Raw genomic sequence first — 26,205 nt, 5'->3', positions numbered from 1 at the left:
GGAACATGTCAAATCTAGCTCAGGTGCGCGCTTTGTCGAAAGGGAGAGTAACACTCGGAATCAGAATGACCGATCGGCCCGGTTGGCGACAGTTATCCGAATTGCTGGACCTCGGACCCTGGCCGCCTACGGACCTCGAAATGGATTTCGATCAGTACGTGTTTGCATGTGTCCTTTCGCGTGCACTCGAGGAAATCGATGCCGGCGAGGCAACTGCAACAGAGGCAACTGGTCTTTCGCAAGTAGAGCTGCGGGACATCCTCAACCGCAGTTTTCCCGCCCCAACTATTCATGTTTTTCGCTTGGAAGAGGTGAGAGATTCGGAGCCCGGCCCCGAGGAGGCACTTCTGCGCGGTCTGCTGCTCGCGCATGCTCGAGCGGGCGATTCGGCGAGCGTGCTGTTCGCCAAAATCATAGCCCGGCGTGCCTTGCGCCACGACCATCTCTGGAGGGAGCTTGGTCTTTTTGATCGAGTCGAACTCAGCCGATTGCTCGCCAGCCATTTCCCAACGCTTGCAGCCGGCAATACCCAAAACATGCGGTGGAAGAAGTACTTTTATCGCAAGCTGTGTGAGGCCGAGGGCTATTCGCTGTGCACGGCGCCTTCTTGCCCGCAATGCAAGGAATTGGAGAGCTGCTTTGGCTCTGGGGAAGGCGAAAGTGCTTCACCAGTCGGGAAAGTTGGCGGAGAGGCTTGAGCTCAAGCGCCGCCTAGGTCGGCTATAGACGGCTGGGAGGCCTTTTCGTCATCTCTGCATGCGCGGATTACGAGTGTGCATGCACCAAGTGGAGGAAATCATCTTGATCGTAGAAAACTTGGCGGAGGTCCGCGGCAAGACACCCCATTATAGACATCTATACGTCCAGGTCCTCGCGGCGATCGCCGTGGGCATCCTGCTCGGGTATTTCTATCCGGATGTCGGCTCCAAGATGAAGCCGCTCGGCGACGCCTTCATCATGCTCGTCAAGATGATCATCGCGCCGGTGATCTTCCTGACGGTCGCGACCGGCATTGCCGGCATGACCGATCTCGCCAAGGTAGGCCGTGTCGCCGGCAAGGCGATGATCTACTTCCTGACCTTTTCCACCCTCGCGCTCCTCGTCGGCCTCGTGGTCGCCAATGTCGTGCAGCCGGGTGCCGGCATGCACATCGACCCGGCTTCGCTCGATGCAAAGGCGATCGCCACCTATGCGGAAAAGGCGCATGAGCAGTCGGTCACCGGCTTCCTCATGAACATCATCCCGACGACGCTTGTCGGCGCCTTTGCCGAGGGCGACATCCTCCAGGTGCTGTTCATCTCGGTGCTGTTCGGCATCTCGCTCGCGATCGTCGGCAAGAAGGCCGAGGCCGTCGTCGATTTCCTGCACGCGCTGACGTTGCCGATCTTCCGGCTGGTGGCAATCCTGATGAAGGCCGCCCCGATCGGCGCCTTCGGTGCTATGGCGTTCACCATCGGCAAGTACGGCGTGGCATCCATTGCCAATCTCGCGATGCTGATCGGCACCTTCTATCTCACCTCGTTCCTGTTCGTCTTCATGGTGCTCGGCGCGGTCGCACGCTACAACGGCTTCTCGATCGTCGCGCTCATCCGCTACATCAAGGAAGAACTGCTGCTCGTGCTCGGGACGTCCTCCTCGGAAGCGGCGCTCCCGGGGCTGATGAACAAGATGGAGAAGGCAGGCTGCAAGCGCTCGGTCGTCGGCCTCGTCATTCCGACCGGCTACTCCTTCAACCTGGACGGCACCAACATCTACATGACGCTCGCGGCGCTGTTCATCGCCCAGGCGACCGATACGCCAATCTCCTACGGCGATCAGATCCTGCTGCTCCTCATCGCCATGCTGAGTTCGAAGGGGGCAGCTGGCATCACCGGCGCTGGCTTCATCACGCTTGCCGCAACCCTCTCCGCGGTTCCCTCCGTGCCGGTCGCCGGCATGGCGCTGATCCTCGGCATCGACCGCTTCATGTCCGAGTGCCGGGCAATTACCAACATAATCGGCAATGCGGTCGCAACGATTGTGGTGGCGAAGTGGGAAGGCGAGCTTGCCCCGGCGCAGCTTGCAACCACCCTTGCAGGCAAGGCGCCGGTGGAGACCATGTCGGGGTTGTCAAGCCAGCGGAGTGACACTGTTGAACTCGGACAAAAAGTGCTGTTTGGTGCAACCAATTCCGCAGATCGTACTCTTGCCGGTCGCCCAGGGGGGCGCGATTCCCGTCGAATTGCTCCCGATCATTCCGCTCAGGTCTTCGGCGGTCCGCTAAGCTTATGAGTGACTTAAGGAGAAAGCGAGTGAAGACCAACCCCATCCCGGATCATGTTCCGCCCGCACTCGTGCGGCACTTCAGTCTCTTCACGTCGCCTGGCATGGCGCCGACGCCTAACGGGGATCCGCACGCCGCCGTGGCTTGCGTTCATGATGATGGCCCGCCGATCTTTTACTCTCCTTCCAACACGCGCGATGGACGAGGTACCTGGGTGATAACACGGGCGAGAGACCAGCGCCGGGTCCTTGAGGATACAGAGACCTTTTCCAGCCATCGCAGCATCTTCGCCTCGGCACTTGGCGAACACTGGCCGGTCATCCCCCTCGAATTGGACCCCCCGGCCCATGGAGTGTTTCGTGCACTGCTAAATCCTCTGTTCTCATCCAGGCGGGTGTTGGCGCTGGAGCCGACTATCCATGCCAGAGCAGGCGCGCTGATCGACTGCATTGCGAAAGAGAAGACCAGCTGTGACGTGATGAAGGATTTCGCCTTGCCCTTTACGTTCAGCGTTTTCCTCAGCTTTCTGGGACTTTCCCAGAGGCGATCCGAAGTACTTGTCGGCTGGGTAAGCGATTTGCTCCACGGCAACGCAGAAAAGCGAAGGGCAGCAGCCCGCTCGGTCGTGGCCTTTATTGACGAAATGGCAGCGATGCGCCGCAAGTCGCCAGCTGTCGATTTCATGACCTTCGTCGTTCAGGCGAAAATCGAGGGCCGCTCCTTAACAGAAGAGGAAGTCCGCGGCATCGGTGTGCTTTTCTTGGTCGCGGGGCTCGACACGGTTGCCGCCGCCATTGGCTTTGACATGGCCTATCTTGCACGCAATCCAAAGCACCAGGAGTTGTTGCGAAACGAACCGGCTCGGCTCGGGCTCGCCGCTGAGGAACTGCTGCGCGCCTATTCAACCGTTCAGATAATCCGCGTGGCCACGAAGGACATCGAGTTCGAAGGCGTGCCTATCCGTGAGGGTGATTATGTTTCCTGTCCCGCGATGATTGCTAATCGAGATCCGTCTGAATTTAAGTGCCCCAACACTATCGATCTGGCACGACAGGATAACCAGCACACCGCCTTTGGCTATGGACCACACCTTTGCCACGGAGCGCATCTCGCACGGCGAGAAATCGTCATTGGCCTACGTGAATGGTTAGCGCGCATCCCAGCTTTCCGCATCAAGGAAGGTACGGCGCCGATAACTCATGGCGGCCATGTATTCGGGATCAGTAATATCATCCTAACTTGGGCCTGATTGGACGGGCGAGGCGGTAGCAATGAAGCGCCGATCGCTCCCAGGTCTTCATCGCTTACCGCATCTCACCGCACCATGATGAATGAAGAAAGCATAACCAATCTATTCGACCGAGAAGCAATCCGCGACTGTCTCCATCGCTACTGTCGAGGGATCGACCGGGCAGACGAGGCTGCACTGCGCAGCTGTTATTGGCCCGATGCGCGTGACAATCACGGAAGCTACTCCGGCTCTGCCGCAGGGTTTATTCAGCATGCACTCAACGTCTTCAAAACTAAGCCGCGCAACATCCACCAGCTTACGAACATAATCATTGAGTTCCTGGGCGCGACAGAGGCCGCCGTCGAGAGTTATTTCACCGCGCTGCAGCGCGGTCACGACGCAACAGGCGAGATAAAGCAGGTGCTCTTGTGCGGCCGCTACTGTGATCTGTTTCAGAAAAGGGAAGGGGAGTGGCGCATCGTCGAACGGACGGTGGTCTATGATTGGGTTGAGAAACAGAGACCACCGAAGTCCTCGGAAGCAGAGCGGTTCGGTCCTCGCCAACCGATTGGGGCACCGCATCCGAATGATCCCGTTTACGAACTTTCGAAGCGGCGAGTTGCTGCGAAAAATCATCCAAAGGACCTGATCGGCAGTGGAGAAGAAGAACCATGATACGACTGCGCTACCCTCCGATTCCTCGAGGCCGAGCCCGCGGAGCAAAGAGACGCATGGACGATCGCCAGGTTCAGCCAGGGCGGGTCATCGTCGTCACAGGTGCCGCAGGGGGTATCGGCCGCGCGCTCGTCGATATTTTTGCCGCGAATGGAGATGTCGTTGTCGCGGTGGACCTCCCGGACAGCGGCGTAATCGAACTTGGCCAAAATCTCGGAGAGCCCCATCTTGGCCTCGAGGTTGACGTGTCGCGAGAGGACGATGTCGTCGCATTGCGTGCCCTTCTGGAAAAGCGATTCTCGCGGATTGAAGTGCTCGTCAATAATGCGGGGATTGGGCCGACCATGGCTGCGACCGCCGATACTGCTCTCGAAGATTTTCAACGCGCTCTAGCGATAAACCTTGTCGGGGCTTATTCGGTGGCGTGCGAAACCGCGAAGCTGATGAAACCTGGCGCCGCCATCGTCAATGTCGCTTCGCTGGCTGGGCTGCTCGGCAATCCGAAGCGCAGTGCCTACGCAGCTTCGAAAGCAGGTCTGATCTCAATCACGAAATCGCTGGCGTGCCGATGGGCATCGCGCGGCATCCGTGTGACAGCGGTAGCGCCCGGTCACGTGCGCACGCCTATGGTTGCCGAATTGGAACGCGCTGGCAAGCTCGACGTCAGCGCGATAAGGCGCCGCGTACCGTTGGGCCGAATAGCGCGCCCCGACGAAATCGCGCGGGCCGTGCGCTTTTTGGCGAGCGCACAGGCGAGCTACATAACCGGGTCGACGCTTGTGGTCGATGGGGGCTGGATGTCAGTCAACCAACCGGGTGGTGCCCATCAGGCTCAGGATAGGACGCCCGGAGCAGAATTCATGCGGCCGGTCGAGGACACCGATGCGCGAACAGTGATCGTCATGGGCGGCGCTACAGGGGTAGGCGCGGCCATCGCTCGGCGCTTTGCCGAAAACGGCGACACGGTTGTGATCGCCGACGGAGACGGTGAAGAAGCGGTAAAGCTCGCCGGCTTGCTCGGCGACAAGCACCTGTCAAGGCGCGTGGACAGGACCGTCGAAACCGAGGTAGTCTCGCTCTTCGAAGAATTGCGGGAGCGCTTCGGCCACCTCGACGTCTTCGTCAACGGCATGAATGAGATACTCGTCCCCAATACCGAGGAGTCGCCGGAAGTCCTCAAACGCATACTGGATGTCAATCTTACTGGCGCCTTCACCTGCGTTCGCGAGGCCGCCATATCGATGCGCTCTGGCAGCGTAATCCTGAATCTCGGGGCAAGTTTAAGCCTTTCACCGCTCGCGCCAAGTCACGCCTATGGCGCATACAATGCTGGCATAGACATGCTGACCCGCTGCACGGCGGCCGAACTCGGGCCATTGGGCATCCGCACAGCCACAGTCGCTCCAGGTTACATCCGCACATGTGCCGCCAACCGGCTGGCAGCGGTCGCCGGCATGGATTCGGCTTCGCTCCGACAGCGAATTCCTTTGGGCAGGGTCGGGGACGCAGAAGAAGTCGCCGAGGCTGCCTACTTTCTGGCCTCGTTTGATGCCTCCTACATCAACGGCTCGATCCTGCACGTGGACGGAGGCTTGATCTCGTCCAGAGAAGCGGGGTGGGGCAGCGAAGTCGATGGAGCAATTTCGGCGGAGATGAGGCCGCAGCGCCGACCCGCGGCGCGATGGCGGTTGCTCTCTCCCTGAATTGCATTTGCACGCTTTTAGCGCTTGGCGCTCTGAATGCGTTAGGAGGCCATGAGCAGGGCCATAGGGAAACCTTCTCGTCAATCGAGGCGCGACCCGCGACTGCGCGATTCCAGATCCGAAAACAAGGAGACACCATGGAGTTCGCAACGTTCATTCTCGCTGCCCAGCGCGGCTATCATCAGTCTTCCGCTAGCGTCATCCGCAACTCGATAGAGCAGGCAATTCTTTCGGAGCAGGCTGGCTTCAGCACAGCCTGGTTCGCCGAGCACCACTTTAACAACTACAGTCTCGTCCCGTCGCCACTACTGATGGTAGCCCACTGTGCCGGATTGACCAGCACCATTCGCCTCGGAACCGCAGTCTGCGTGCTGCCGCTCTACCAACCACAGCGCCTGCTGGCGGAAATCGGCTTTGTCGACGTCGTTGCCAACGGTCGACTCGAACTCGGCGTTGGTTCGGGATACCAGCAGTTCGAGTTCGACCGCTTCGGCGTCAATATAGATGAGGCGCCGGCCATCTTTTCGGAATGCCTGGACATTTTGCTGAAGGGACTAAAGCAAAAAATCTTCACCCACAGCGGTCGCTACATGCAGATACCCCCGACGGCGATTTCGGTGCGCACCCTCCAAAAGCCGACGCCACCGATCTGGATTGCTACCGCATCCTCCAAAACTATGGCCCGAGCCTATCGTGAGGGTCACAATCTTTTCGTCACGGCTCTCCATGACGGCTTGGAAACTCTGGGCTTGCTGCGTGGCATCATTAAGACCGCCGCTGGATCCGAGGGCAAGGAGGTTCGCGACTCCAAGGTATCGCTACTGCGGTGCTGCTATGCCAGTGATGATGGAGCGGAAATCAACAGCTATATCGATAACGCCCGCTTCCAGCGCCGGCTGTCCGAGGCACTGCAACAGCGTCGGCAACAAAGTAAGGACGGCTATATGTTGGAGGAGATGCCGACGCATCAGGATCTATCGTTCGATACTATGCGCAAGAACCTGCCCATTGGCAGCATCAATCGCGTGATTGATCGCCTTCTGGAGGAGATCGATGTCTTGAAGCCGGACCAGATTGCAATTCAGACCCAGCTGGGGGATTTTGACCAAAAGACGATGTTGCGCCAGATCGAGCTTTGGGGAGACAAGATAATCCCGGCAGTCCAGAAATCTCTCGGGCGGTCGGAGGCTTGAGTTTATATCGTCCTGACCTTCGGGTCAGCTCACTTCCTCAGGCGCCGTCAGAATGCCCGGCAAGTTTTAAGAGCCATCGTAAATGTCGGCACAGATTACAGCTGAACTCCTCGTGAAAGTTGGGCGTCATGGGCCGCATACCCATTCGCACGACAGACAAGCAGCCTACCGGCGGCCGTACGCATTTGAGCTCCGATAGTTCAGTCCGCGATTTTAATCGGACGAGGCCCTGAAATACCCATCTTAAGTTGATCGGACGGCGGACACTTAGTGCTGGCAAAGCCTCCGAGAAGATGCTTCCCAAACCCGCGGCTTGTACCTGATCGGCGGCAGTGGGCTCCGAGCGCCTGATAGGCAACGCTATGCGACAATTGCTGGGTACAATTGTCGGCTCCGCGACACATGCTTGCGTTTTAATGCGGGCGCTCTCTTTTTGGTCTAAGCGGCTGAGAAATCTGGAAAATCGGGCAGCCAACCGCTGCGCTCCACCGACTTGGCACGGCTTTTGAAGCCTTCCTTGTGCAGGCGGCTTGAAGCTGCCGCTGTATTCGTGTTGCGGGCAACCGCGATGGTTTCGAACAACGAAGGAAAGCAACATGGCAGGTCTGCGTCAAATCGCGTTTTACGGCAAGGGCGGTATCGGCAAGTCGACCACCTCGCAGAACACGCTCGCCGCCCTTGTCGACCTCGGGCAGAAGATCCTCATCGTCGGCTGCGATCCCAAGGCCGACTCCACCCGGCTCATCCTCAACGCGAAGGCGCAGGACACGGTCCTGCATCTGGCGGCAAAGGAGGGATCGGTGGAAGACCTCGAGGTCGAGGACGTGCTCAAGGTCGGCTACAAGGGCATCAAATGCGTCGAGTCCGGCGGCCCCGAACCGGGTGTCGGCTGCGCCGGCCGCGGCGTCATCACCTCGATCAACTTCCTGGAGGAAAATGGCGCCTATGACGATGTCGACTACGTCTCCTACGACGTGCTGGGCGACGTGGTGTGCGGCGGCTTCGCGATGCCGATCCGCGAGAACAAGGCGCAGGAAATCTACATCGTCATGTCCGGCGAGATGATGGCGCTCTATGCCGCCAACAACATCGCCAAGGGGATCCTCAAATACGCCCATTCGGGCGGCGTGCGGCTCGGCGGGCTGATTTGCAACGAGCGCCAGACGGACCGCGAGCTCGATCTCGCCGAGGCGCTGGCGGCCAAGCTCAATTCCAGGCTCATCCACTTCGTGCCGCGCGACAACATCGTCCAGCACGCCGAGCTCAGGAAGATGACGGTGATCCAGTATGCCCCGGAGTCGCAACAGGCGGCGGAGTATCGCGCGCTGGCCGACAAGATCCATGCCAATTCCGGCCAGGGCACCGTCCCGACCCCGATCACCATGGAGGAGCTGGAGGACATGCTGCTCGATTTCGGCGTCATGAAGACCGACGAGCAGATGCTTGCCGAACTTCAGGCCAAGGAAGCGGCGGCAGCGGCCCAGTGACCGCCGCCGCAGACGCTGCCCGGGACGGTGATCCGGTGCGACATTCCACCAATGGTGCCTCTTCTTGGAGGACACGCAAAAAAGGGGGCAGGCCCAATGAGCCTCGATTACGAGAATGACAGTGCGCTCCATCAGGAGCTGATCACGCAAGTGCTGTCGCAGTACCCACACAAGGCGGCCAAGCGTCGCCAAAAGCACCTCAGTGTCGCATCGGACCGCGAGGCGGTCGGGGAGGAGGGCGAGACCCTCTCCGAATGCGACGTGAAGTCGAACATCAAGTCGATCCCCGGGGTGATGACGATCCGCGGCTGCGCCTATGCGGGCTCGAAGGGCGTGGTCTGGGGCCCGGTCAAGGATATGGTCCACATCTCGCACGGCCCGGTTGGCTGCGGTCAATATTCCTGGTCGCAGCGCCGCAACTATTATGTCGGCACCACCGGCGTCGACACCTTCGTGACGATGCAGTTCACCTCCGACTTTCAGGAGAAGGACATCGTCTTTGGTGGCGACAAGAAGCTGGAACAGGTCATCGACGAGATCGAGGAGCTGTTTCCCCTCAACAACGGCATCACCATCCAGTCCGAATGTCCGATCGGCCTGATTGGCGACGACATCGAAGCGGTGTCGCGCAAGAAGGCCGCCGAACACGAAACGACGATCGTGCCGGTGCGCTGCGAAGGCTTCCGCGGCGTCTCGCAGTCGCTCGGCCATCACATCGCCAACGACGCCATCCGCGACTGGGTGTTCGACAAGGCGGACGGCAAGACGGACGTCGAGTTCGAAACCGGTCCCTACGATGTCAACGTCATCGGCGATTACAACATCGGCGGCGACGCCTGGGCGTCGCGCATCCTGCTCGAGGAGATCGGGCTGCGCGTCGTCGGCAACTGGTCGGGCGACGCCACGCTCGCGGAAGTGGAGCGGGCCCCCAGGGCCAAGCTCAACCTCATCCACTGCTACCGGTCGATGAACTACATCTGCCGGCACATGGAGGAAAGATACGCCATCCCCTGGATGGAATACAACTTCTTCGGCCCCTCCCAGATCGAAGCCTCTCTGCGCAAGATAGCCAGGCATTTCGGCCCGACGATCGAAGAACGGGCCGAGAGGGTCATCGCCAAGTACCGGCCGCTGGTCGACGCCGTGATCGACAAGTACTGGCCGCGCCTCCAGGGCAAGCGAGTGATGCTCTATGTCGGTGGTTTGCGCCCGCGCCACGTCATCACCGCCTATGAGGACCTCGGCATGCAGATCGTCGGCACCGGCTACGAATTCGCCCACAACGACGACTACCAGCGCACCGGCCACTACGTGAAGACGGGCACGCTGATCTATGACGACGCGACCAGTTACGAACTGGACACGTTCATCGAGCGGATCCGCCCCGATCTGGTCGGCTCCGGCATCAAGGAGAAGTATCCGGTGCAGAAGATGGGCATCCCGTTTCGCCAGATGCACTCCTGGGATTATTCCGGCCCCTATCACGGCTATGACGGCTTCGCCATCTTCGCCCGCGACATGGATCTCGCCATCAACAATCCGGTCTGGGATCTCTACGACGCGCCCTGGAAGAAAATGACCGTGCCGACGGCCGCAGTTGCAGCCGAATGATCGGCCGGTCTTGCGCGGCACGAGGACCGCGGCAAGACCGGAAACCTCTCGAACATCCCTGGGCCTAAGAGGCCAGATCAAGAAGGTCAAACACCATGCCGCAATCGGCTGAGAAGATACTCGACCATGCGCCGCTGTTTCGCGAGCCGGAATACCGGCAGATGCTCGCGGAGAAGAAGCTGAACTTCGAATGTCCGCACCCCGAACGGCTCGTCACGGACCAGCGCGAATACAGCAAGGGCTGGGAATATCGCGAGAAAAACCTCGCCCGCGAGGCGCTCGTCGTCAACCCCGCCAAGGCCTGTCAACCGTTGGGGGCGGTGTTCGCAGCCGCCGGCTTCGAGCGGACGATGTCGTTCGTCCATGGCAGTCAGGGCTGCGTGGCCTATTATCGCTCGCACTTGTCGCGCCACTTCAAGGAGCCGGCTTCGGCCGTTTCGTCCTCGATGACCGAGGATGCGGCGGTGTTCGGCGGCCTGAAGAACATGGTCGACGGGCTCGCCAATACCTACGCGCTCTACGATCCGAAGATGATTGCCGTCTCCACCACCTGTATGGCCGAGGTCATCGGCGACGACCTGCATGGCTTCATTGAGAACGCCAAGAGCGAAGGCGCAGTCCCGCCCGAATTCGACGTGCCGTTCGCTCACACGCCCGCCTTCGTCGGCAGCCATGTCGACGGCTATGACAGCATGGTCAAGGGCATCCTGGAGCACTTCTGGAAGGGCCAGGCGCGCACCCAAGCGGCCGGCACGATCAACATCATCCCGGGCTTCGACGGCTTTTGCGTCGGCAACAACCGCGAGCTTCAGCGCCTGCTCACCCTGATGGGCGTGTCCTACACCTTCATCCAGGATGCCTCCGACCAGTTCGATACGCCGTCCGACGGCGAATACCGCATGTATGACGGGGGCACGACGATCAAGGCGCTGCGGGCGGCACTCAATGCCGAGGCGACGCTGTCGCTGCAGCACTACAACAGCCGCAAGACGCTCGAATATTGCCGGGAGGTCGGTCAGGCCACCGCCGCCTTCCATTACCCGCTCGGGATCAACGCCACCGACGCGTTCCTGATGAAGGTGTCGGCGATTTCCGGCCGGGAAATCCCCGAGACGATACGCCTGGAACGCGGCCGGCTGGTCGACGCCATGGCCGACAGCCAATCCTGGCTGCATGGCAAGACATACGCGATCTACGGCGATCCGGACTTCGTCTACGCCATGGCCCGCTTCGTCATGGAGACCGGCGGCGAGCCGCGGCATTGCCTCGCCACCAACGGCACGGCGGCCTGGCAGGCCGAGATGACCGAGCTGCTCGCCTCTTCTCCCTTCGGCAAGCAGGCAAAGGTCTGGCCGGGAAAGGATCTCTGGGCCCTGCGCTCGCTGCTCTTCACCGAGCCGGTCGACCTGCTGATCGGCAATTCCTACGGCAAGTATCTCGAGCGCGATACCGGCACGCCGCTGATCCGGCTGATGTTCCCGATCTTCGACCGCCACCACCACCACCGCTTTCCGCTCATGGGCTACCAGGGCGGCCTGCGCCTGCTGACGACGATCCTCGACACGATCTTCGACCGCCTCGATCGCGAAACGATGCAGACGGCGGTGACCGATTATTCCTATGACCTGACCCGCTAAGAACGGCGGTCGGCAAAACGCCGGCCGTCTCCTGATGCAATCTGGAGATTAGCGAATGTCTTCGCTCAATGTCAAAATCCAAGATGTCTTCGATGAGCCTGCCTGTGAGAGAAATCGCAGCAAGGATTCCAACGCGCGCAGTAAAGGCTGTTCGAAACCGCTGACCCCCGGCGCGGCGGCCGGAGGCTGCGCCTTCGATGGCGCCAAGATCGTGCTGCAGCCGATCACCGACGTTGCGCATCTGGTTCATGCACCACTCGCCTGCGAAGGCAATTCCTGGGACAACCGAGGTACGGCGTCGTCCGGTCCGACGCTTTGGCGCACCAGCTTCACGACCGATCTCACCGAGCAAGACATAGTGATGGGGAACAGCGAGCGGAAGCTCTTCAAAGCGATCCGCCAGATTAGAGAAGCGTATCAGCCGCCGGCAATCTTTGTCTATGCGACGTGTGTAACGGCACTTATCGGCGACGACATCGAAGCGATCTGCAAGCGCGCTGAGGAAACGTGCGGCCTACCGGTGGTGCCGATCAATTCGCCGGGCTTCGTCGGTTCGAAGAACCTCGGCAACAAGCTGGCTGGCGAGGCGTTGCTCGACCATGTCATCGGCACGGTGGAGCCAGATGATGCCGGCCCTTGCGACATCAATATCCTTGGCGAGTTCAACCTGTCTGGTGAGTTCTGGTTGGTAAAGCCACTCTTGGAGAGGCTTGGCATTCGTGTTCGCGCCTGCATTCCCGGTGACGCCCGCTATCTCGACATTGCCTCCGCTCATCGCGCTCGAGCAGCCATGTTGGTGTGCTCTACGGCGTTGATCAACCTTGCCCGCAAAATGGAGGAGCGCTGGGATATCCCGTTCTTCGAGGGATCCTTCTACGGCATCACCGCCACCTCGGAAGCACTTCGACAGATTGCCGATCTGCTCGTAAAGAAGGGTACCGATCTAGAGATCCTCGACCGCACCGATGCACTCATTGCGGAGGAGGAGGCGATTGCGTGGAAAAAGCTCGAGGAATACCGGCCGCGACTTAAAGGCAAGCGGGTGCTCATCAACACCGGCGGCGTGAAATCCTGGTCGCTTGTTCATGCGCTGATGGAGATCGGCATGGAGATCGTTGGCACCTCGGTCAAGAAATCGACGGTCGAGGACAAGGAGCGCATCAGACAGGTGCTTAAGGACGATCTCCAGATGTTCGAGTCGATGTCGCCCCGTGAGCTCTACGCCATGCTCTCAGAACATAAGGCCGACATCATGCTGTCGGGCGGGCGCACGCAATTCATTGCGCTGAAGGCCAAGATGCCCTGGGTCGATATCAACCAAGAGCGTCACCGCCCCTATGCGGGCTATGACGGCACGGTGGAACTCGTGCGCCAGATCGACCTTGCGATTCACAACCCGGTCTGGTCGCAGGTGAGGGAGCCGGCACCGTGGGAAAGCCGTCCTGCCACACAGGAACCACTGCCGAACACGCGCCCCGACACCGATGCTACGAGTGTCGGGCGCTCAATTCGCCGGCACGACGCCGGTGACTTCGTTGAGTGTTGAGGAAAGCAAATGGTCCACATCCATCGCCAATCTAAATCAGCGACGGTCAATCCGCTCAAGTCGTCCCAACCGCTGGGTGCCGCGTTAGCCTTTCTCGGGGTCGATGGCGCGATACCGCTGTTCCACGGCAGCCAAGGCTGCACTAGCTTCGCGCTAGTGCTGTGCGTGCGCCATTTCAAGGAAACGATCCCGCTGCAGACGACGGCAATGGACGAATTGGCAACAGTCTTGGGCGGGGCAGCCCATCTGGAAGAGGCGATTCTGAACTTGAAAAAGCGGGCGAATCCGCGGCTGATCGGAATCTGCACGACGGCACTTGTGGAAACCCGTTCTGAAGATTTCGCAAGGCAAATCGCCAACATCAAAATGACGCATGCGGAGGAACTTGCAGGCACAGAGGTCGTGCTGGCAAACACGCCGGATTTCGATGGCGCCTTGGAGGAGGGCTGGGCGAGGGCCGTCGCCGCGATGATCCAACAGATTACACTGCGGCGTCAGCAGGCGCCTCGCTCGAGAAAGGCAACACTGATCGAGAGGATTACAAAACCTAGCGAGCAGCCGTGGAAGCAACAGAAGGTTGCGATCCTGCCGGGATGGCACCTCACGGTAGGCGATATCGAGCAGTTGCGCGAGATGGTGGAAGGTTTCGGGCTGAGGCCGGTGATCGTGCCGGACGTCTCAGGCTCCCTCGACGGTACGGTGCCCGACCGCTGGATGCCGACAGCGTATGGAGGTACAAGCATCGAGGATATACAGGAGTTGGGTAGGGCGGTGCGGTGCATCGCCATCGGGGAACATATGCGGCGCCCGGCTGAGCTACTGCAGACGTTGACGGGTGTGCCTTACGTGTTGGTCCAGTCGCTAACGGGATTGAAGAACGTCGACCAGTTTGTCTCGCTTCTTTCCGAGATTTCCTGCGTGCCGGCGCCGGCGAAGATCCACCGTCACCGCTCACAGCTGCAAGACGCGCTTCTCGACGGACACTTCCATTTCGCCGGCAAGAAGATCGCGATCGCCACCGAGCCGGACCAGTTGTACCAATTTGCCACCTTTTTTACGGGACTTGGCGCCGAGATCATCTCGGCCGTTACGACTACGGGTGAGTCAGAAATTATCGAGAAAGTCCCGGCCGAAAAGGTCCAGATCGGCGATCTCGGTGATCTCGAAGATCTAGCCGGCGGCGCTGATCTTCTCGTTACCCATTCGCACGGTCGCCAGGCAGCGGAGCGCCTCGGCATCCCTCTGCTGCGGATCGGCTTCCCGATATTCGACCGCCTCGGCAGCCAGCACAAACTCACAGTTCTCTATCGTGGCACGCGCGACCTGATCTTCGAGGCGGCCAACATCATCCAGGCCAACCAGCCCGCGCCGTCGCTTGAGCAAATCGATGCAATGCGAAAGCGGAGAAATGCCGGATGAATTCCGTTCGTCGCCTCTCGCTCGTCACTGACGAAATCCAGCCGCGGCGTTCCGGCGCATTGCGCATAGCGATCGCGACGCAGGACATGAAAGTCCTAAACGCCCATTTCGGGTCGGCCAAGCACTTTGCAGTCTACGACGTGTCGCGCGACGGCTGGGATTTCGTGGAAGCTGTGAGCTTCGATGACGTCTCCGACGAATCCGGGAAGCATCCGATCGAGGGCGAGGACCGCATCACCCCAAAGGTGACCGCGTTGACAGGCTGTCATCTCCTCTTTTGTCGGGCTATCGGCGGCCCTTCCGCAGCCAGGGTCGTCTCTGCGAAAATTCATCCGATTAGAGTGGGAGAGCCGGAAGCCATTCAAGACGTACTTTCACGAACCCAGAAAATGCTCAAGACGGCCCCTCCGCCGTGGTTGCGCAAGGTGCTGGCGCAAGCAGGCGTCGCAGAGAAAAAACCATTCGAGGACGAGGACTGAATCATGAAAAAAACGTCCATCAATACGGGCACGCCTGATGTCAAGGTGGACGAGGCGGCCCTTGTCACGCCATTTGTCAAATGCCTCGCGCGGCTGGTCCGCGCGCAGGATACCTACGGATCGCAGGACCGCGCATCGGACGCGGAGTTGTTGGCCCACTTCATCATCACTGAAGAGCAGCGTCGAGAAATCCCGATCATCGGCGATCCCGGTCCGGACGTCATGTTGCGGTTCAATATCTTTTATACCGCCGTCGCGCTTTCAATCGAAGCACGTACCGGTTTGGTAGCGTCGCCGATCACGATGATCAGCCATGAGGGCTTCGGACGAGTGCTTCTAACGACCGGGCGGCTGGTCGTATTTTCGAAAACAGTGCGCGACATCCACCGCTTCGGCTTCGCGACACTTCGCAAGCTTGCGGAAGCCGGCGCAAAGCTGGTGGATGATGCGACGGCCGCCATTGAAACCTATCCCGAAGTGGCTCGGGCCTGACGATCGATCCGGCAAAAGGCATGCTGCCGGCGCCAAGGCGACCGGCCAAGGATTAGGGCTACGCCCGTGGGCGGCTTGAGGGCGAGTAAATAGTGGATTTTTCCGAAACGGAGGGTATGAGCCCGTGCATCAACCTCAGCGACGCGCGCCGCCGTCTGCCCCGGGCAGTTTATCTGTACCGCTTGAGTACTCGTTCGGTAGCCGCCGATGAGAACCATGTGTAGTAATTCAAACAGCCGCTTCGACACTCTTGTCGGTAAAGCGACACATTCTTGTCGACTGTTCCCTTCTCTGCCTCCCGGCTAAATGCCTGAAATGCTAACATAACAAGCTTCTTTTCAAGTCGAGCACCCGAGTGGCACGAGTCTTGCCGACATGCCATCTAAGAGGCTGGAAAGCCGGGGATCGGCAGGGTACGAATGAGGCAAGCAACGTGGCAGGTCTAGGTCAGATCGCATTCGGCTGCGAGGGAGGCATCGACACGTGCACCGCCGCCCAGAATACGCTCGCTGTTTTTTTTGATCTCGGACCGAAAGTCGGTAGTGTCGGCCGCAACCTGAAGAGTAACTCCGGCCGCTTCATCCTGGAACCAATGCCGCGGGACAGCGCGCCAGCGTGGTACGCGATCATCCGCGATTTCGATGCGGACGTGCCGTGGAGGCTCAAAGCTTTCCACACCGCCGCCGGGCTTGCGATCGAACCGTCCGTTCGCTCCGTGTACGAGGGCTTCGCGGTGCTTCTCACGACCGGGCAGAGTCGTATCGACCGAACACCATCCGTCAGTCTTCCAATAGGAAGCTCGCTGGAGACCGAAGCGATAACCGCCATCCACGCACCCAAGTGGCGCGGTTGACGGTCGATCTAGGCGATGACGAACCGCCGGCTCTCATTTCCCCTGGAGAGCCGACGTCAGGCAGCGGGACCACTCCTCCCCACGCGCACCGGTCCCGCTGCCGCGATCTTTCCACAGGGCGAGGCTCGAAATGCCTAGCCAAGTCTTTGCAATGGCCGCTGACTAGCAGACCGCCCCCGAAAAGTCGGCCGACAAGACCGGAATTTCGGCGGATGTGACGGATGAGGTCACGTCCGATCTCGGAAGAGATTTTACTTTTTTGCCTGTGGCGGATGCGGAGAGACAGATCCTGATTGGAGAACCAACGATGACAAGTCATTTCGTTACCCGCGACGGCTCCACATGGATGCCGCAGTATCTGACGGCCATTGACGCCATGACGTGCATTGGTTGCGGCCGCTGCTTCAAGGTCTGCTCGCGCGAGGTCATGCATCTGCACGGCATCGACGAATCCGGTGAGATCCTCGGGGCCTGCGATGGCGAGGACGACGACTTCGCTGGCGAGCTCAGTCGCACGATCATGGTTGTCGATCACGCCGGCCGCTGCATCGGCTGCGGAGCCTGCGCCCGGGTATGCCCGAAGAACTGCCAGACCCATGTAGCGGCCGACGAAATTGTTGCTTGATCTGACGAACGGACTCCGGAAAACGACTTTGGCCGTTATAAATGCGATCATATTCGAGACGACAGTCCCCAAAGAGCCCTTGCCGTCGCGCAAGCTGACGAAAGACGTAGACATCGCCGACCGTCGGCCCCGTCCCGCAGCTAGCAGCCGACGTAGAACAACGAACTGCCCAGCCACCTGAAAGCCAGAGTCCGCCGAACTTGGAATGAGACAGAATTGGCACAATATTGATTTCCTCGCGTGATTCAGGGTGAATCCCTGCCTTGGAGTCAAGAGGCAATTGGCGCCCGCGGGCACTCAGAGAGGACCTTCGAATGCCCCGTTGGCATCGGTCAGCAACGGAATGCGTCAGCAGCCTGAGCGATCAGCAGTTAGGTTACAAAAGCACTGCTGCTCGAAGCGCACATGCCGACGCAAATTGGTGAAGAAACCACGGAGCATATAGCCCGCTGCCTCCGGATTGACAGTAGCATCCGCCGTCGCCAGCCGACCCAACACTTCCGCCAATTCCTCGGCGAAGCATTCGTCTTCGCAATGCTCATACTTGAGCAGACCCAAAGTAGTTAAAACTGATGGATCGTCCCCTAGCTTCTCCTCTGTCCACGCGAAAACAGCAGCTTCTTCTCTCTCGTGAAGATTCCGTAAGTGCGGGCCAAGCATCTTTCCGGCGTGAGCGCATATACTACGGTCGACTCCGTGCGGAAGGCTGTTTGCAATGGCCTCGAGACGGTCACAGAGAGACAGTTGGTCCTCGTGCGAACCTGCCAATAAGGCCAGCCGCTCGGCGGTGGCTGGAGCTAATGACCGGTTTGTGGGGGGCGCAAACGTCTTGATCCTAGCGATCATACACTCCAGGCCCTTTCCGTGCTTTCTCTAAGGTAATCTTCCGTGCTCAAGGATGAGGTAATGCGTGGTGCGGGGCCTTGACTTGAATCAAGGTCTATCGGCAATAGGACTAAATAATCATCTCATTGTCTGATGGATCGTACGCGGCGTTTCCCCCCAAGCGCTCTGCTGTTGTGAGATCGCCATGAGCACGTCGGGAGTCCCAGCTAATTGTGAGACGCTGATCCGTTGTGCATGGACCCACGGCATGAGCGCGTCGATGTCTTTGGCGAGTGGCGGTTGGCGATGCCGATGAAGAAATTGGTAGACTGGGTTCAACACCATTCATCTTGCAAATCGGACCCAGCTACCATTGCCTTGATCATGGCCGGCACAGAGAGCGCATTGCGGCGCTTGGGTTTCTTATCGGCTTTTTCGACGAAGCCCTGCATGTCGCAGGGAGAGCCTTGGCGGACACGAATATGCGGCGCCGCATAGACCCAGGAACGCAGCAATAACACGATCGGCAGGCGTGAACAGGAAGTATGGCACCCCTATAGTGCCAATGACCGCCCGGAACCATGTCGGGCGGGACCGAGCGAGCTCGCCTACTCGGCAGAAGGCCAGCCTCTACGGATCGCCGCCTGTCGGTTTTGGACGCGGCGGTCCACTTTTAGCCGCCAGGCTGTCGTTGTTCGACATACGACAATGTTACAATGCCGACATAGCTAGTTCGATCCAGGTACTTGAATTTAAACGGGTTTTCCGTGGCACGTATCTTGCTCTGCTGACGTGTCAGCGTCGACGAGAATTGTGCGGAGAATGTCGAAATGTCAGAACCGTTCTTTAGGCCGGGGTCGGGGCCCGCGCCCGGCCACCCTACTGCAGAACCTTGGAGAAGAAGGAAGAGGTGGTACTCGCCAAGCGATGGTCGAGCTGGCACTGCACGGTCGCATTTGCCACAGCGGTCGACGAGCCATGATGGAGTGTGTTCGCGTATCTGTGCATTTGTCCTATGTATGGTCGCACTGCAATTTCTGATGACCTCAGCAATGGCGGCCGACGAGAGCCCGCTTCGCGAAGCCGAGGTTGCAAATTTCATGCTGGGCAACGGCATGGAGGTAGTCGTCATACCCGATCACCGGGCGCCGATCGTCACGCAGATGATCTGGTATAAGGTCGGCAATGCCGACGAGCCACCCGGCAAATCCGGCATTGCTCATTTCCTGGAGCATCTGATGTTCAAGGGAACGAAGAAGCATCCGTCCGGAGAGTTTAGCGCAAAGATCGCGGAGATCGGCGGTGAGGAGAACGCCTTCACGGGTTCCGACTACACCGCCTACCATCAGACGGTCACGCCAGAGTCGCTCAGAACAATGATGGAATTCGAAGCTGACCGGATGCGCCATCTCGTTCTCACCGATGCGGTGATCGTACCCGAACGCGATGTCATTCTTGAAGAGCGACGCTGGCGCGTCGAGAACGATCCGGAGCAGCTACTTGAGGAGGAGATGCAGGCGACCTTGTATCAGAACCACCCTTACCGCATCCCGACGATTGGCTGGATGCATGAAATGGAACAGCTTAATCGCGAAGACGCACTAAAGTTCTATGACCGCTACTATGCCCCCAACAATGCCATTCTGGTCGTGGCAGGCGACGTGGACGCCGGCAGGGTGCGGCAGCTAGCGGACGAGACTTTCGGGACCCTGCCTCGCGGTCCGGATCTGCCGGCGCGGGTGAGGCCGCAAGAGCCGGAGCAGAACACTAAACGGATCGTCGCGCTCACCGACCCGCGCGTCACGGTGCCGAGCTTCCAAAAATCCTGGGTAACGACGTCCTACGGAACAGCCGAGCAGGGCGAAGCGGAAGCCCTCGATATCCTGTCGGAGATTCTCGGCGGGGGAACGCGCAGCCGGATCTATCAGGAGCTGGTGGTCAAACAGGCAATAGCCTCCTCTGGCGGGGCCTATTTCAACGGAAGGTCGCTCGATCCGTCGAGCTTCACGGTTTTTGGCTCGCCGCGCGGCGAGGCGAAGATTGAGGAGGTGGAGGATGCGATAGACGCTGAAATTCGGAAGATCATCGAGTTCGGCATTACCGACGTCGAGCTCGAGAAGGCCAAAAACCGCTTCGTGCGCTCGATAATCTTCGCGCGCGACAGCCAGTCGGGAATGGCCGGCATTTATGGGGCGGCGCTTGCGACAGGCGATACTGCACACGACGTAGAGGCGTGGCCACTTAGGATCCGCGCCGTAAAGGCGGCAGAGGTGCAAGCGGCTGCCAGGAAATACCTCAGTCCCGACCGGTCCGTAGCGGGGTATCTGCTGCCCCGCGAAAGCGCTACCTCAGGAGATAAAAGCCGATGATATCGTTCAGCCGACTGCGCATCGGGGCCAAGCCCTCACTCGTCGTGGCATGCATATTGCTGGGCCTTGCCGCGTGTCCAGCGCTTGCGGGCATGGCCATAGAGGAGGTCGAGACATCGAGCGGGATAAAGGCGTGGCTGGTGCAGGACTATTCGCTACCGATCGTCACCACCCGCTTCGCATTTCGGGGCGGCAGGACGCAGGATCCATCTGGGAAGGAAGGCATTGTGAATCTGATCACAGAGCTGTTGGACGAAGGGGCCGGTAATCTTGACAGCGATGCCTTTCAGGAGCGGCTGGACGATGCTGGCGCCGAGATGCTCTTTGAGGCGGGGCCCGATGCAGTCTACGGCAATATGCGGGTGCTTGCGGAGCGAAAGGATGAGGCTTTCCAACTTCTCCGGCTGGCAATCGAGCAGCCGCGCTTCGACCAACAGCCGGTGGACCGCCTTCGTGCCCAAATCGTCTCCAGCATCCTGGCAAGAGCCAAGGATCCGGAGACGGCCGCACAGTTCGCATGGATGAGGGCGATCTATGGTGATCATCCGTATTCGCGTCGGGAGGAGGGCACCGTGCAAACACTTGCCGCTGTCACGACCTCCGATCTGAAGGCGGTTCATGAGCGGATTTTCGCGCGCGGCAACCTTACCATTGCCGTGGTGGGAGCGATCGATCCCGGCACACTCAAGCGTGATCTGGATCGAATATTCGGCGGATTGCCTGCTGGCCCCTCCCTAACGCCGGTCGTTGACGCAGTGCCTAAGCTGGGGCGCGCCATTCGCGTCGCGTATGACTTACCTCAGGCCCAACTGAGCCTAGCTTACCCGGGAATCCCCCGAAAGGACCCGCAGTTCTTTGCAGCCAATCTCATGAACCAAATCCTTGGCGGAGGCGCGTTCACATCCAGGCTCTGGAATGAGGTGCGCGAGAAGCGGGGCCTCGCTTACGGCATTTACTCAACCTTGGAGAACATCGACCATGCTTCGGCGCTCGTCATCGGCACCGGAACCCGCCCGGATCGGGCCGCAGAGACGCTCTCCCTCATCCAAGCCGAGGTCAGGCGAATGTCAGAGGAGGGCGTCAGTGAGGACGAGCTCACTGCGGCAAAGAAAAAGCTCATCGGCGGTTATGCGATCGAAAATCTGAACTCATCTAGTGCGGTCGCCCAAACATTGGTCCAAATCCAACTCGAAGATCGCGGCATCGAGTACGTCGAGCGCCGCAAACAACTGATCCAGGCCGTCACCGTGGAGGACGTACGGGCAGTCGCGAAACGGCTGCTCTCCGCCGACCCCACCGTAATGACTGTTGGACCGTCCCTCAAGGGAACGAACCGATGACCGTCCAAAGGAAAGCTAGGCTGGCAGCGTCCGGCCGACCTTCTCCAACGCCCCGGCGCGGCACTACCTTGGGAGGGGGGTAGTCAAGATCACCTCTCGCGGTCACCAGATGTTCAGTTCCAGGCTCTATGCGACTCCTGAAGCAGCAAGGGAGTGCATCGCAGCCTCCCTCCGCCCGACGGCAGGAGAGAATGTGGTGTCTCGGCGAAAACAGGCGAATGCTCTCTAGCACGACTGCTCCTGCGATGCTGGTGACCTGCTGGCAACGAGACTGCTTGACCCTGCAGCAGCGGTTCTCGCGTCACTCACGAAAGCGCATCAGCACCACCGCTAAGGCTTCACACTTGAAGCATAATCCGAATGTGCTTAGGGTGGCCGCCGAAGACTCCAGATGTCTCAATTGAGTTTCTGACTTTCAGTTGAGGTGTGTTAAAGGAGTGTAGGTGCGGGAGGTGGAGCTCATATCATATCTCCCGAAGAACTAAGATAGCCGAAATTGAGGAGACGAATGTGCTGAGTACTAACTCTGAACAAACAAGACGTAAGCCAAACGCTGTGGATGCCCATGTCGGTCAACGAATCCGCCAGAGGCGTGAGTGGCAGAACATGTCCCAAACGACTCTCGGCGAAGCTATCGGGGTGACGTTTCAACAGGTTCAAAAATACGAAAAGGGCGTGAACCGCGTCGGTGCGGGTCGGCTTCAGCAGATTTCGAAGGCTCTGAAAGTGGAGCCTTCCTACTTCTTTGAGGATACGCTTAATAAAATCCGGTCGGAGGAGCGGTCCGCTTCAAATCAGATTAACATCCCACCCGAAGTCGTTGAATTCGTTGTAAGCAAGGAAGGGATCGAGCTCATCAGGGCCTTTTCTCGCGTGGGCGACTATCGTGTGCGCCGCCGAATCGTGATGCTGGTCAAGTCTTTGGGCGCACACGAGCGGTGATGTATGGATTGGGCCGCTTCTGTGTGGAGACAGAGTGTCTCTATAAAGTCGGACAAGCACCACCGCACTGGGAAATGAGTCACCAGTCTGTCCGATACTCTCGTACGGCCCTTTACCCTTTAAACGTCCTGAAATACCAAGGCGATACTCGCCGATCAATTCTCCGAATCTTGGCGGGCTGAGCGGCGCGCCGGTCCTTCGGGATACTGCGGCGACCATCGACTGCGAGCTTGAGGATCTCATAGAACGACACAGCCATGCGATTATGCTCGGCCGTTTTGTCGACATTTGCAAGGGCAACGGTCGTTCATTGGTCTATCGTGGCGGCCGATATTTGCAATTGCCGGGTAGCGTTATAGGCAAAATCGCTCCGGGACTCACCGCACTGAAAAGCTATTGAACGTGGTTTTTGCGCAAGCCTGTCTATGATCTCAATCAATTCATCTGTAGTTCATTCGTGCTAGCTTGAGCGCAGCCTTAGTTGCCGACCACGATCCGACTTGAAGCGAGCGATGCTTTCTACACCGGTTTCACCGGTCAGAGCGGAAAAGAAGAGTCCAGCCGGCCCCGATTTCCTATTCTGAGACCTCAGAACGGAGATCGAGATCTTTTCATTTGTAGCCTGCCGCGGAATGGGCGAGCGCTGACCTGAGTTCTCAGGGTCAGCTAGGCAAGCGCCGGAATACGACTGGACGTGATCAATCGACGTCAGAAGCTATGGGATGTTGGAGAAGAAATGCGTAGGTTGCTTACTCCCTGGCGCGGTGTCGCTGCAGGCTTTCTGTTGAACGGGATCCTCCTCGGGACCTGGGCTTCTCGCGTTCCCGCCGTGATGGGTCACTTTCACGTTGCCAAAGCGAGCTTTGGGGTTTTGCTGTTGCTTTTAGGGTTGGGCGCATTAATTTCGTTCCCCATTACCGGAAGGCTGTCCGATAGCTTGGGTGCAGTGCGGGTCGCCCGAATGATCGCGATCCCGTTCCTGGTTTCGATTGCCGCTCTAGGGCTTGCGCCCACAATACCGCTGCTGGCGATCGCCCTATTTCTCTTTGGCATGTGTCATGGCTCGATGGACGTAGCGGTGAATAGTTGGGCGAGCGAAGTGGAGAAACACATGGGACGGCCAGTGATGTCGTCGTTTCACGCCATGTGGAGTGTGGGGGCCGTTCTCGGCGCAGCAGGCGGTTACATTGCTACAGTCTTTCAGACCCCAGTGTACGTCCATTTTCTTGTTACGGCCGTGACGATCGGCGGGTTGCTCGGACCCTTCCTTCTGCTCGATTGGCAATCAACCATCCGAACGCATGAAAGTGGTGCAGTGGGATTGGTGTTACCTAACAGTGGCCTTTTTCTTGTGGGGCTCATTGCTCTCGCCTCTGGACTAGGAGAGGGTACAGCTCTCGACTGGAGTGCTGTATATTTGCATGATGTAGTCGGGACCGAAGAATCGGACGCCGCCTTGGGGTACATGGGCTTTTCTGCGGCCATGGTGATGATGAGGCTTAAGGCGGATTCTCTGGTTACGCGATGGGGATCAGCCACTGTTGCACGCATAAGCGGTTTCTCGGCTGTCTTTGGCATTTTGTTGATCGTCCTCGGTGAAACCTTGCCGTTAGTCGTGGCGGGCTTCGTGCTGATGGGGGTCGGCTATGCGGCCGTCCTACCATTGGCTTTCAGTCGGGCAGCGGCCGATCTTGTAGTGCCGGCGGGGAAAGCCATCGCGTCCGTTGCAATCTTCGCATATGGCGCAATGACGTTGGGACCCTTTGCAATTGGACTCCTCGCCGAGGCAGCCACTATGCGTTTATGCTTCTTTATCGTCGGACTATTTGCAGCCTTGGTGGCAGTATTGGCTCCAGTGCTCAAGCAATAGAACAAATCACCCCCTGCTTTATCGCACCTTGAGAGATTTTAGCGTTTTGTCCATGAGAGCGACGAATACTCCGCCTTTTGCTGACCGAGGCCGCGAGTATTCTTCATCGGCAGGCGCGGAACGGAACGGTTGGAGATCACGCCGACGCCATTTTTGAAGGCATGGGTGAACCAGGCATGAAATGGATCGAGGTGACCGGCCGAGGCCAGCGGCGGTATCGGACTGACGAAGATGAGTAATCAAAAGTCGATAAAGCGTTAATTCATATCATCAATGGCTGCGATGAAAACAAATGATTTTACTGAATAGATGCGGGCGAAATAGAAGAACGCTCATCAAGTTGGAGTCAGTGAATGTGCGGCACTGTTAGCCCAACTCGCGTTGACTGTCGGACAAAGCGACTATCCTCTAGGAATTGAATGGAGAGAACTATGTCTGATGCAAAGCTGCAACGCGTACTTTCGTCTCTTACGGAAGTGTACAGACAGCTAAATTCTCTGCCGTCCAGTCAGCCATCTGACGCCGGCTATGTCAAACTCGATACAAACGAGAATCCATTTGCGTTGCCAAAAGCGGTAATGCAGAGCGCAGTTGCTGCTCTCGAGCGGCAGTATTTATATCCAGAGGATGACAACATCAGTTTGCGGGAAGCCGCCGCTGCGTCCTATGATCTTTCCGCGGATCAGGTGATCGCCGGTAACGGTTCGTCCGAACTTCTTTCGCTCATATATAAAGCATTCCTTGGTCCGGGTGACAGTGTCGCGATGCTGTCGCCCGGCTTTGCATACAACCGCAAGCTCGCCCAGTTGCAAGGTGCTCGATTACTTGAAATCAAATGGGGCGAGTCGTCCTTGTTGCCGATACACGAATTGCTCTTCGGTCCTGCAAAGCAGGCAAAGTTCATCCTGCTGGCTAATCCGAACAACCCGACAGGAACATTTGTCCCGATTGCTGATATTGAAAGCCTCGTCGCACTATCTGACCAGTTGGTGGTACTCGATGAGGCCTACGTGGACTTCGCTCCCGACAGCGCTCTGCGTCTCGTTAACCGCTATTCGAATCTTCTGCTCTTAAGAACGTTTTCGAAGAGCTATGCGGCGGCCGGCATTCGCGTCGGCTTCGGCTTCGGTCATCCTGAGGTGATAGGGAGGCTGCGCAATATCCAGAACATGTTCAATATGAATGTGATCGGCCATGCGGTTGGCGTCAGCATCCTGGCCCACCGCGCCACCTATAATGAGAACCACCGCCATATCAGGCATGAGAGAGAGCGGGTGAGGGTGGCGCTGTCGCGACTTGGGTTCTCTGTAACGCCCTCCCATGCAAACTTTTTGCTGGCGCGGGTGCCTGCAGGACGAGACGGCGTTTGGTGGCACGCCTGCTTGAAACGGAAAAAGATACTCGTGGCCGTTCTTCCCGATGAAGGTCTGGAAGATTGCATTCGCGTCAGCATCGGGACGAAACCACAAATGGATGCGTTTCTTGCGGCTGTCGAGGACATTTCGGGAGCTCAGCAATCTCGATGATGGGACCGTATAGCAGCTTCAGGCTCGGCTCTTTTGCACGTGGGAAAAGACAGTGGCGACAGGAAAGAGAGCGACAACCGGAAGACTGGTCTCCCACAGCGCTAACTACGCCACGCCCG

Annotated in this window: 21 protein-coding genes; 20 read left to right on the top strand and 1 reads right to left on the bottom strand. The window is 58.7% G+C overall.

The window, feature by feature from the left end; genetic code table 11:
* Positions 1-5: 5 nt before the first annotated feature.
* The 15 genes from NGR_RS30330 (at position 6) to fdxB (ending at position 17,214) form a co-directional block, all read left to right on the top strand.
* Positions 6-698 (top strand): nitrogen fixation protein NifQ, encoded by a 693-nt coding sequence (locus NGR_RS30330; RefSeq protein WP_010875157.1) that lies wholly within the window; start codon positions 6-8, stop codon positions 696-698.
* Between the two features lie 103 nt (positions 699-801).
* Positions 802-2,271, top strand: a complete 1,470-nt coding sequence (locus tag NGR_RS30325; protein WP_164924722.1) for a dicarboxylate/amino acid:cation symporter — start codon at positions 802-804, stop codon at positions 2,269-2,271.
* A 20-nt stretch (positions 2,272-2,291) separates the two neighbouring features.
* Complete coding sequence (locus NGR_RS30320; RefSeq protein WP_164924721.1) at positions 2,292-3,512, top strand: cytochrome P450; 1,221 nt, start codon at positions 2,292-2,294, stop codon at positions 3,510-3,512.
* A 78-nt stretch (positions 3,513-3,590) separates the two neighbouring features.
* Positions 3,591-4,169 (top strand): nuclear transport factor 2 family protein, encoded by a 579-nt coding sequence (locus NGR_RS30315; RefSeq protein ID WP_164924768.1) that lies wholly within the window; start codon positions 3,591-3,593, stop codon positions 4,167-4,169.
* A gap of 56 nt (positions 4,170-4,225) precedes the next feature.
* Complete coding sequence (locus tag NGR_RS30310) at positions 4,226-5,872, top strand: SDR family oxidoreductase (RefSeq protein ID WP_010875153.1); 1,647 nt, start codon at positions 4,226-4,228, stop codon at positions 5,870-5,872.
* A 137-nt stretch (positions 5,873-6,009) separates the two neighbouring features.
* Positions 6,010-7,065, top strand: coding sequence for an LLM class flavin-dependent oxidoreductase (locus NGR_RS30305; RefSeq protein WP_010875152.1), 1,056 nt, complete (start codon positions 6,010-6,012; stop codon positions 7,063-7,065).
* 596 nt (positions 7,066-7,661) lie between these two features.
* On the top strand, positions 7,662-8,552 hold the full coding sequence (gene nifH / locus NGR_RS30300; protein WP_010875130.1) for a nitrogenase iron protein: 891 nt from the start codon (positions 7,662-7,664) through the stop codon (positions 8,550-8,552).
* Positions 8,553-8,648: 96 nt separating this feature from the next.
* Positions 8,649-10,163 (top strand): nitrogenase molybdenum-iron protein alpha chain, encoded by a 1,515-nt coding sequence (nifD, locus tag NGR_RS30295; protein WP_010875129.1) that lies wholly within the window; start codon positions 8,649-8,651, stop codon positions 10,161-10,163.
* 95 nt (positions 10,164-10,258) lie between these two features.
* Positions 10,259-11,800 (top strand): nitrogenase molybdenum-iron protein subunit beta, encoded by a 1,542-nt coding sequence (gene nifK / locus NGR_RS30290; protein WP_010875128.1) that lies wholly within the window; start codon positions 10,259-10,261, stop codon positions 11,798-11,800.
* A 55-nt stretch (positions 11,801-11,855) separates the two neighbouring features.
* Positions 11,856-13,346: a nitrogenase iron-molybdenum cofactor biosynthesis protein NifE gene (nifE, locus tag NGR_RS30285; RefSeq protein ID WP_010875151.1), complete on the top strand. Its 1,491-nt coding sequence runs from the start codon at positions 11,856-11,858 to the stop codon at positions 13,344-13,346.
* A gap of 9 nt (positions 13,347-13,355) precedes the next feature.
* Entirely contained in the window at positions 13,356-14,765 is a 1,410-nt protein-coding gene (gene nifN, locus NGR_RS30280; protein WP_010875150.1) for a nitrogenase iron-molybdenum cofactor biosynthesis protein NifN, read from the top strand.
* On the top strand, positions 14,762-15,244 hold the full coding sequence (gene nifX / locus NGR_RS30275) for a nitrogen fixation protein NifX (protein WP_010875149.1): 483 nt from the start codon (positions 14,762-14,764) through the stop codon (positions 15,242-15,244). Before nifN ends, nifX begins: the two co-directional genes overlap by 4 nt.
* Before the next feature lie 3 nt (positions 15,245-15,247).
* Complete coding sequence (locus NGR_RS30270; protein ID WP_010875148.1) at positions 15,248-15,736, top strand: NifX-associated nitrogen fixation protein; 489 nt, start codon at positions 15,248-15,250, stop codon at positions 15,734-15,736.
* Positions 15,737-16,169: 433 nt separating this feature from the next.
* Positions 16,170-16,589, top strand: coding sequence for a hypothetical protein (locus NGR_RS30265; RefSeq protein ID WP_010875147.1), 420 nt, complete (start codon positions 16,170-16,172; stop codon positions 16,587-16,589).
* A gap of 307 nt (positions 16,590-16,896) precedes the next feature.
* Positions 16,897-17,214 (top strand): ferredoxin III, nif-specific, encoded by a 318-nt coding sequence (fdxB, locus tag NGR_RS30260; protein ID WP_010875146.1) that lies wholly within the window; start codon positions 16,897-16,899, stop codon positions 17,212-17,214.
* Between the two features lie 348 nt (positions 17,215-17,562).
* Here fdxB and NGR_RS30255 read toward each other — a convergent pair whose 3' ends face one another.
* On the bottom strand, positions 17,563-18,060 hold the full coding sequence (locus NGR_RS30255) for a hemerythrin domain-containing protein (protein ID WP_164924720.1): 498 nt from the start codon (positions 18,058-18,060) through the stop codon (positions 17,563-17,565).
* A 1,031-nt stretch (positions 18,061-19,091) separates the two neighbouring features.
* Between NGR_RS30255 and NGR_RS30250 the strand changes: the two genes are divergently transcribed.
* The 5 genes from NGR_RS30250 to hisC all read left to right on the top strand — a co-directional run bounded on the left by NGR_RS30250 (position 19,092) and on the right by hisC (position 26,086).
* Positions 19,092-20,408, top strand: coding sequence for a M16 family metallopeptidase (locus NGR_RS30250; protein ID WP_240545264.1), 1,317 nt, complete (start codon positions 19,092-19,094; stop codon positions 20,406-20,408).
* Entirely contained in the window at positions 20,405-21,748 is a 1,344-nt protein-coding gene (locus tag NGR_RS30245) for a M16 family metallopeptidase (protein WP_010875144.1), read from the top strand. The genes NGR_RS30250 and NGR_RS30245 overlap by 4 nt, the downstream gene beginning before the upstream one ends.
* A 510-nt stretch (positions 21,749-22,258) precedes the next feature.
* Positions 22,259-22,690 (top strand): helix-turn-helix domain-containing protein, encoded by a 432-nt coding sequence (locus tag NGR_RS30240; protein ID WP_010875143.1) that lies wholly within the window; start codon positions 22,259-22,261, stop codon positions 22,688-22,690.
* Positions 22,691-23,426: 736 nt separating this feature from the next.
* The gene (locus NGR_RS30235; protein ID WP_010875142.1) at positions 23,427-24,560 is read left to right on the top strand and encodes an MFS transporter; all 1,134 of its coding nucleotides are present in this window, start codon (positions 23,427-23,429) and stop codon (positions 24,558-24,560) included.
* Positions 24,561-24,991: 431 nt separating this feature from the next.
* On the top strand, positions 24,992-26,086 hold the full coding sequence (gene hisC, locus NGR_RS30230) for a histidinol-phosphate transaminase (protein ID WP_164924719.1): 1,095 nt from the start codon (positions 24,992-24,994) through the stop codon (positions 26,084-26,086).
* The last annotated feature ends 119 nt before the right edge of the window (positions 26,087-26,205 follow it).

Source organism: Sinorhizobium fredii NGR234, from assembly GCF_000018545.1.
Lineage (GTDB): Bacteria > Pseudomonadota > Alphaproteobacteria > Rhizobiales > Rhizobiaceae > Sinorhizobium > Sinorhizobium fredii_A.
The sequence above is the reverse complement of the archived record's forward strand: the minus strand, read 5'-3'. Positions and strand labels throughout refer to the sequence as shown.

What these genes read in the sequence shown, in the direction of transcription:
- NGR_RS30305 (WP_010875152.1), top strand. Translation starts at nt 6,010, where the DNA reads ATGGAGTTCGCAACGTTCATTCTCGCTGCCCAGCGCGGCTATCATCAG.
- fdxB (WP_010875146.1), top strand. Translation starts at nt 16,897, where the DNA reads ATGACAAGTCATTTCGTTACCCGCGACGGCTCCACATGGATGCCGCAG.
- NGR_RS30235 (WP_010875142.1), top strand. Translation starts at nt 23,427, where the DNA reads ATGCGTAGGTTGCTTACTCCCTGGCGCGGTGTCGCTGCAGGCTTTCTG.
- NGR_RS30250 (WP_240545264.1), top strand. Translation starts at nt 19,092, where the DNA reads ATGGCGGCCGACGAGAGCCCGCTTCGCGAAGCCGAGGTTGCAAATTTC.
- nifH (WP_010875130.1), top strand. Translation starts at nt 7,662, where the DNA reads ATGGCAGGTCTGCGTCAAATCGCGTTTTACGGCAAGGGCGGTATCGGC.
- NGR_RS30315 (WP_164924768.1), top strand. Translation starts at nt 3,591, where the DNA reads ATGAATGAAGAAAGCATAACCAATCTATTCGACCGAGAAGCAATCCGC.
- NGR_RS30245 (WP_010875144.1), top strand. Translation starts at nt 20,405, where the DNA reads ATGATATCGTTCAGCCGACTGCGCATCGGGGCCAAGCCCTCACTCGTC.
- NGR_RS30270 (WP_010875148.1), top strand. Translation starts at nt 15,248, where the DNA reads ATGAAAAAAACGTCCATCAATACGGGCACGCCTGATGTCAAGGTGGAC.
- NGR_RS30255 (WP_164924720.1), bottom strand. Translation starts at nt 18,060, where the DNA reads ATGATCGCTAGGATCAAGACGTTTGCGCCCCCCACAAACCGGTCATTA.
- nifX (WP_010875149.1), top strand. Translation starts at nt 14,762, where the DNA reads ATGAATTCCGTTCGTCGCCTCTCGCTCGTCACTGACGAAATCCAGCCG.
- NGR_RS30330 (WP_010875157.1), top strand. Translation starts at nt 6, where the DNA reads ATGTCAAATCTAGCTCAGGTGCGCGCTTTGTCGAAAGGGAGAGTAACA.
- hisC (WP_164924719.1), top strand. Translation starts at nt 24,992, where the DNA reads ATGTCTGATGCAAAGCTGCAACGCGTACTTTCGTCTCTTACGGAAGTG.
- NGR_RS30310 (WP_010875153.1), top strand. Translation starts at nt 4,226, where the DNA reads ATGGACGATCGCCAGGTTCAGCCAGGGCGGGTCATCGTCGTCACAGGT.
- nifN (WP_010875150.1), top strand. Translation starts at nt 13,356, where the DNA reads ATGGTCCACATCCATCGCCAATCTAAATCAGCGACGGTCAATCCGCTC.
- nifD (WP_010875129.1), top strand. Translation starts at nt 8,649, where the DNA reads ATGAGCCTCGATTACGAGAATGACAGTGCGCTCCATCAGGAGCTGATC.
- nifK (WP_010875128.1), top strand. Translation starts at nt 10,259, where the DNA reads ATGCCGCAATCGGCTGAGAAGATACTCGACCATGCGCCGCTGTTTCGC.
- nifE (WP_010875151.1), top strand. Translation starts at nt 11,856, where the DNA reads ATGTCTTCGCTCAATGTCAAAATCCAAGATGTCTTCGATGAGCCTGCC.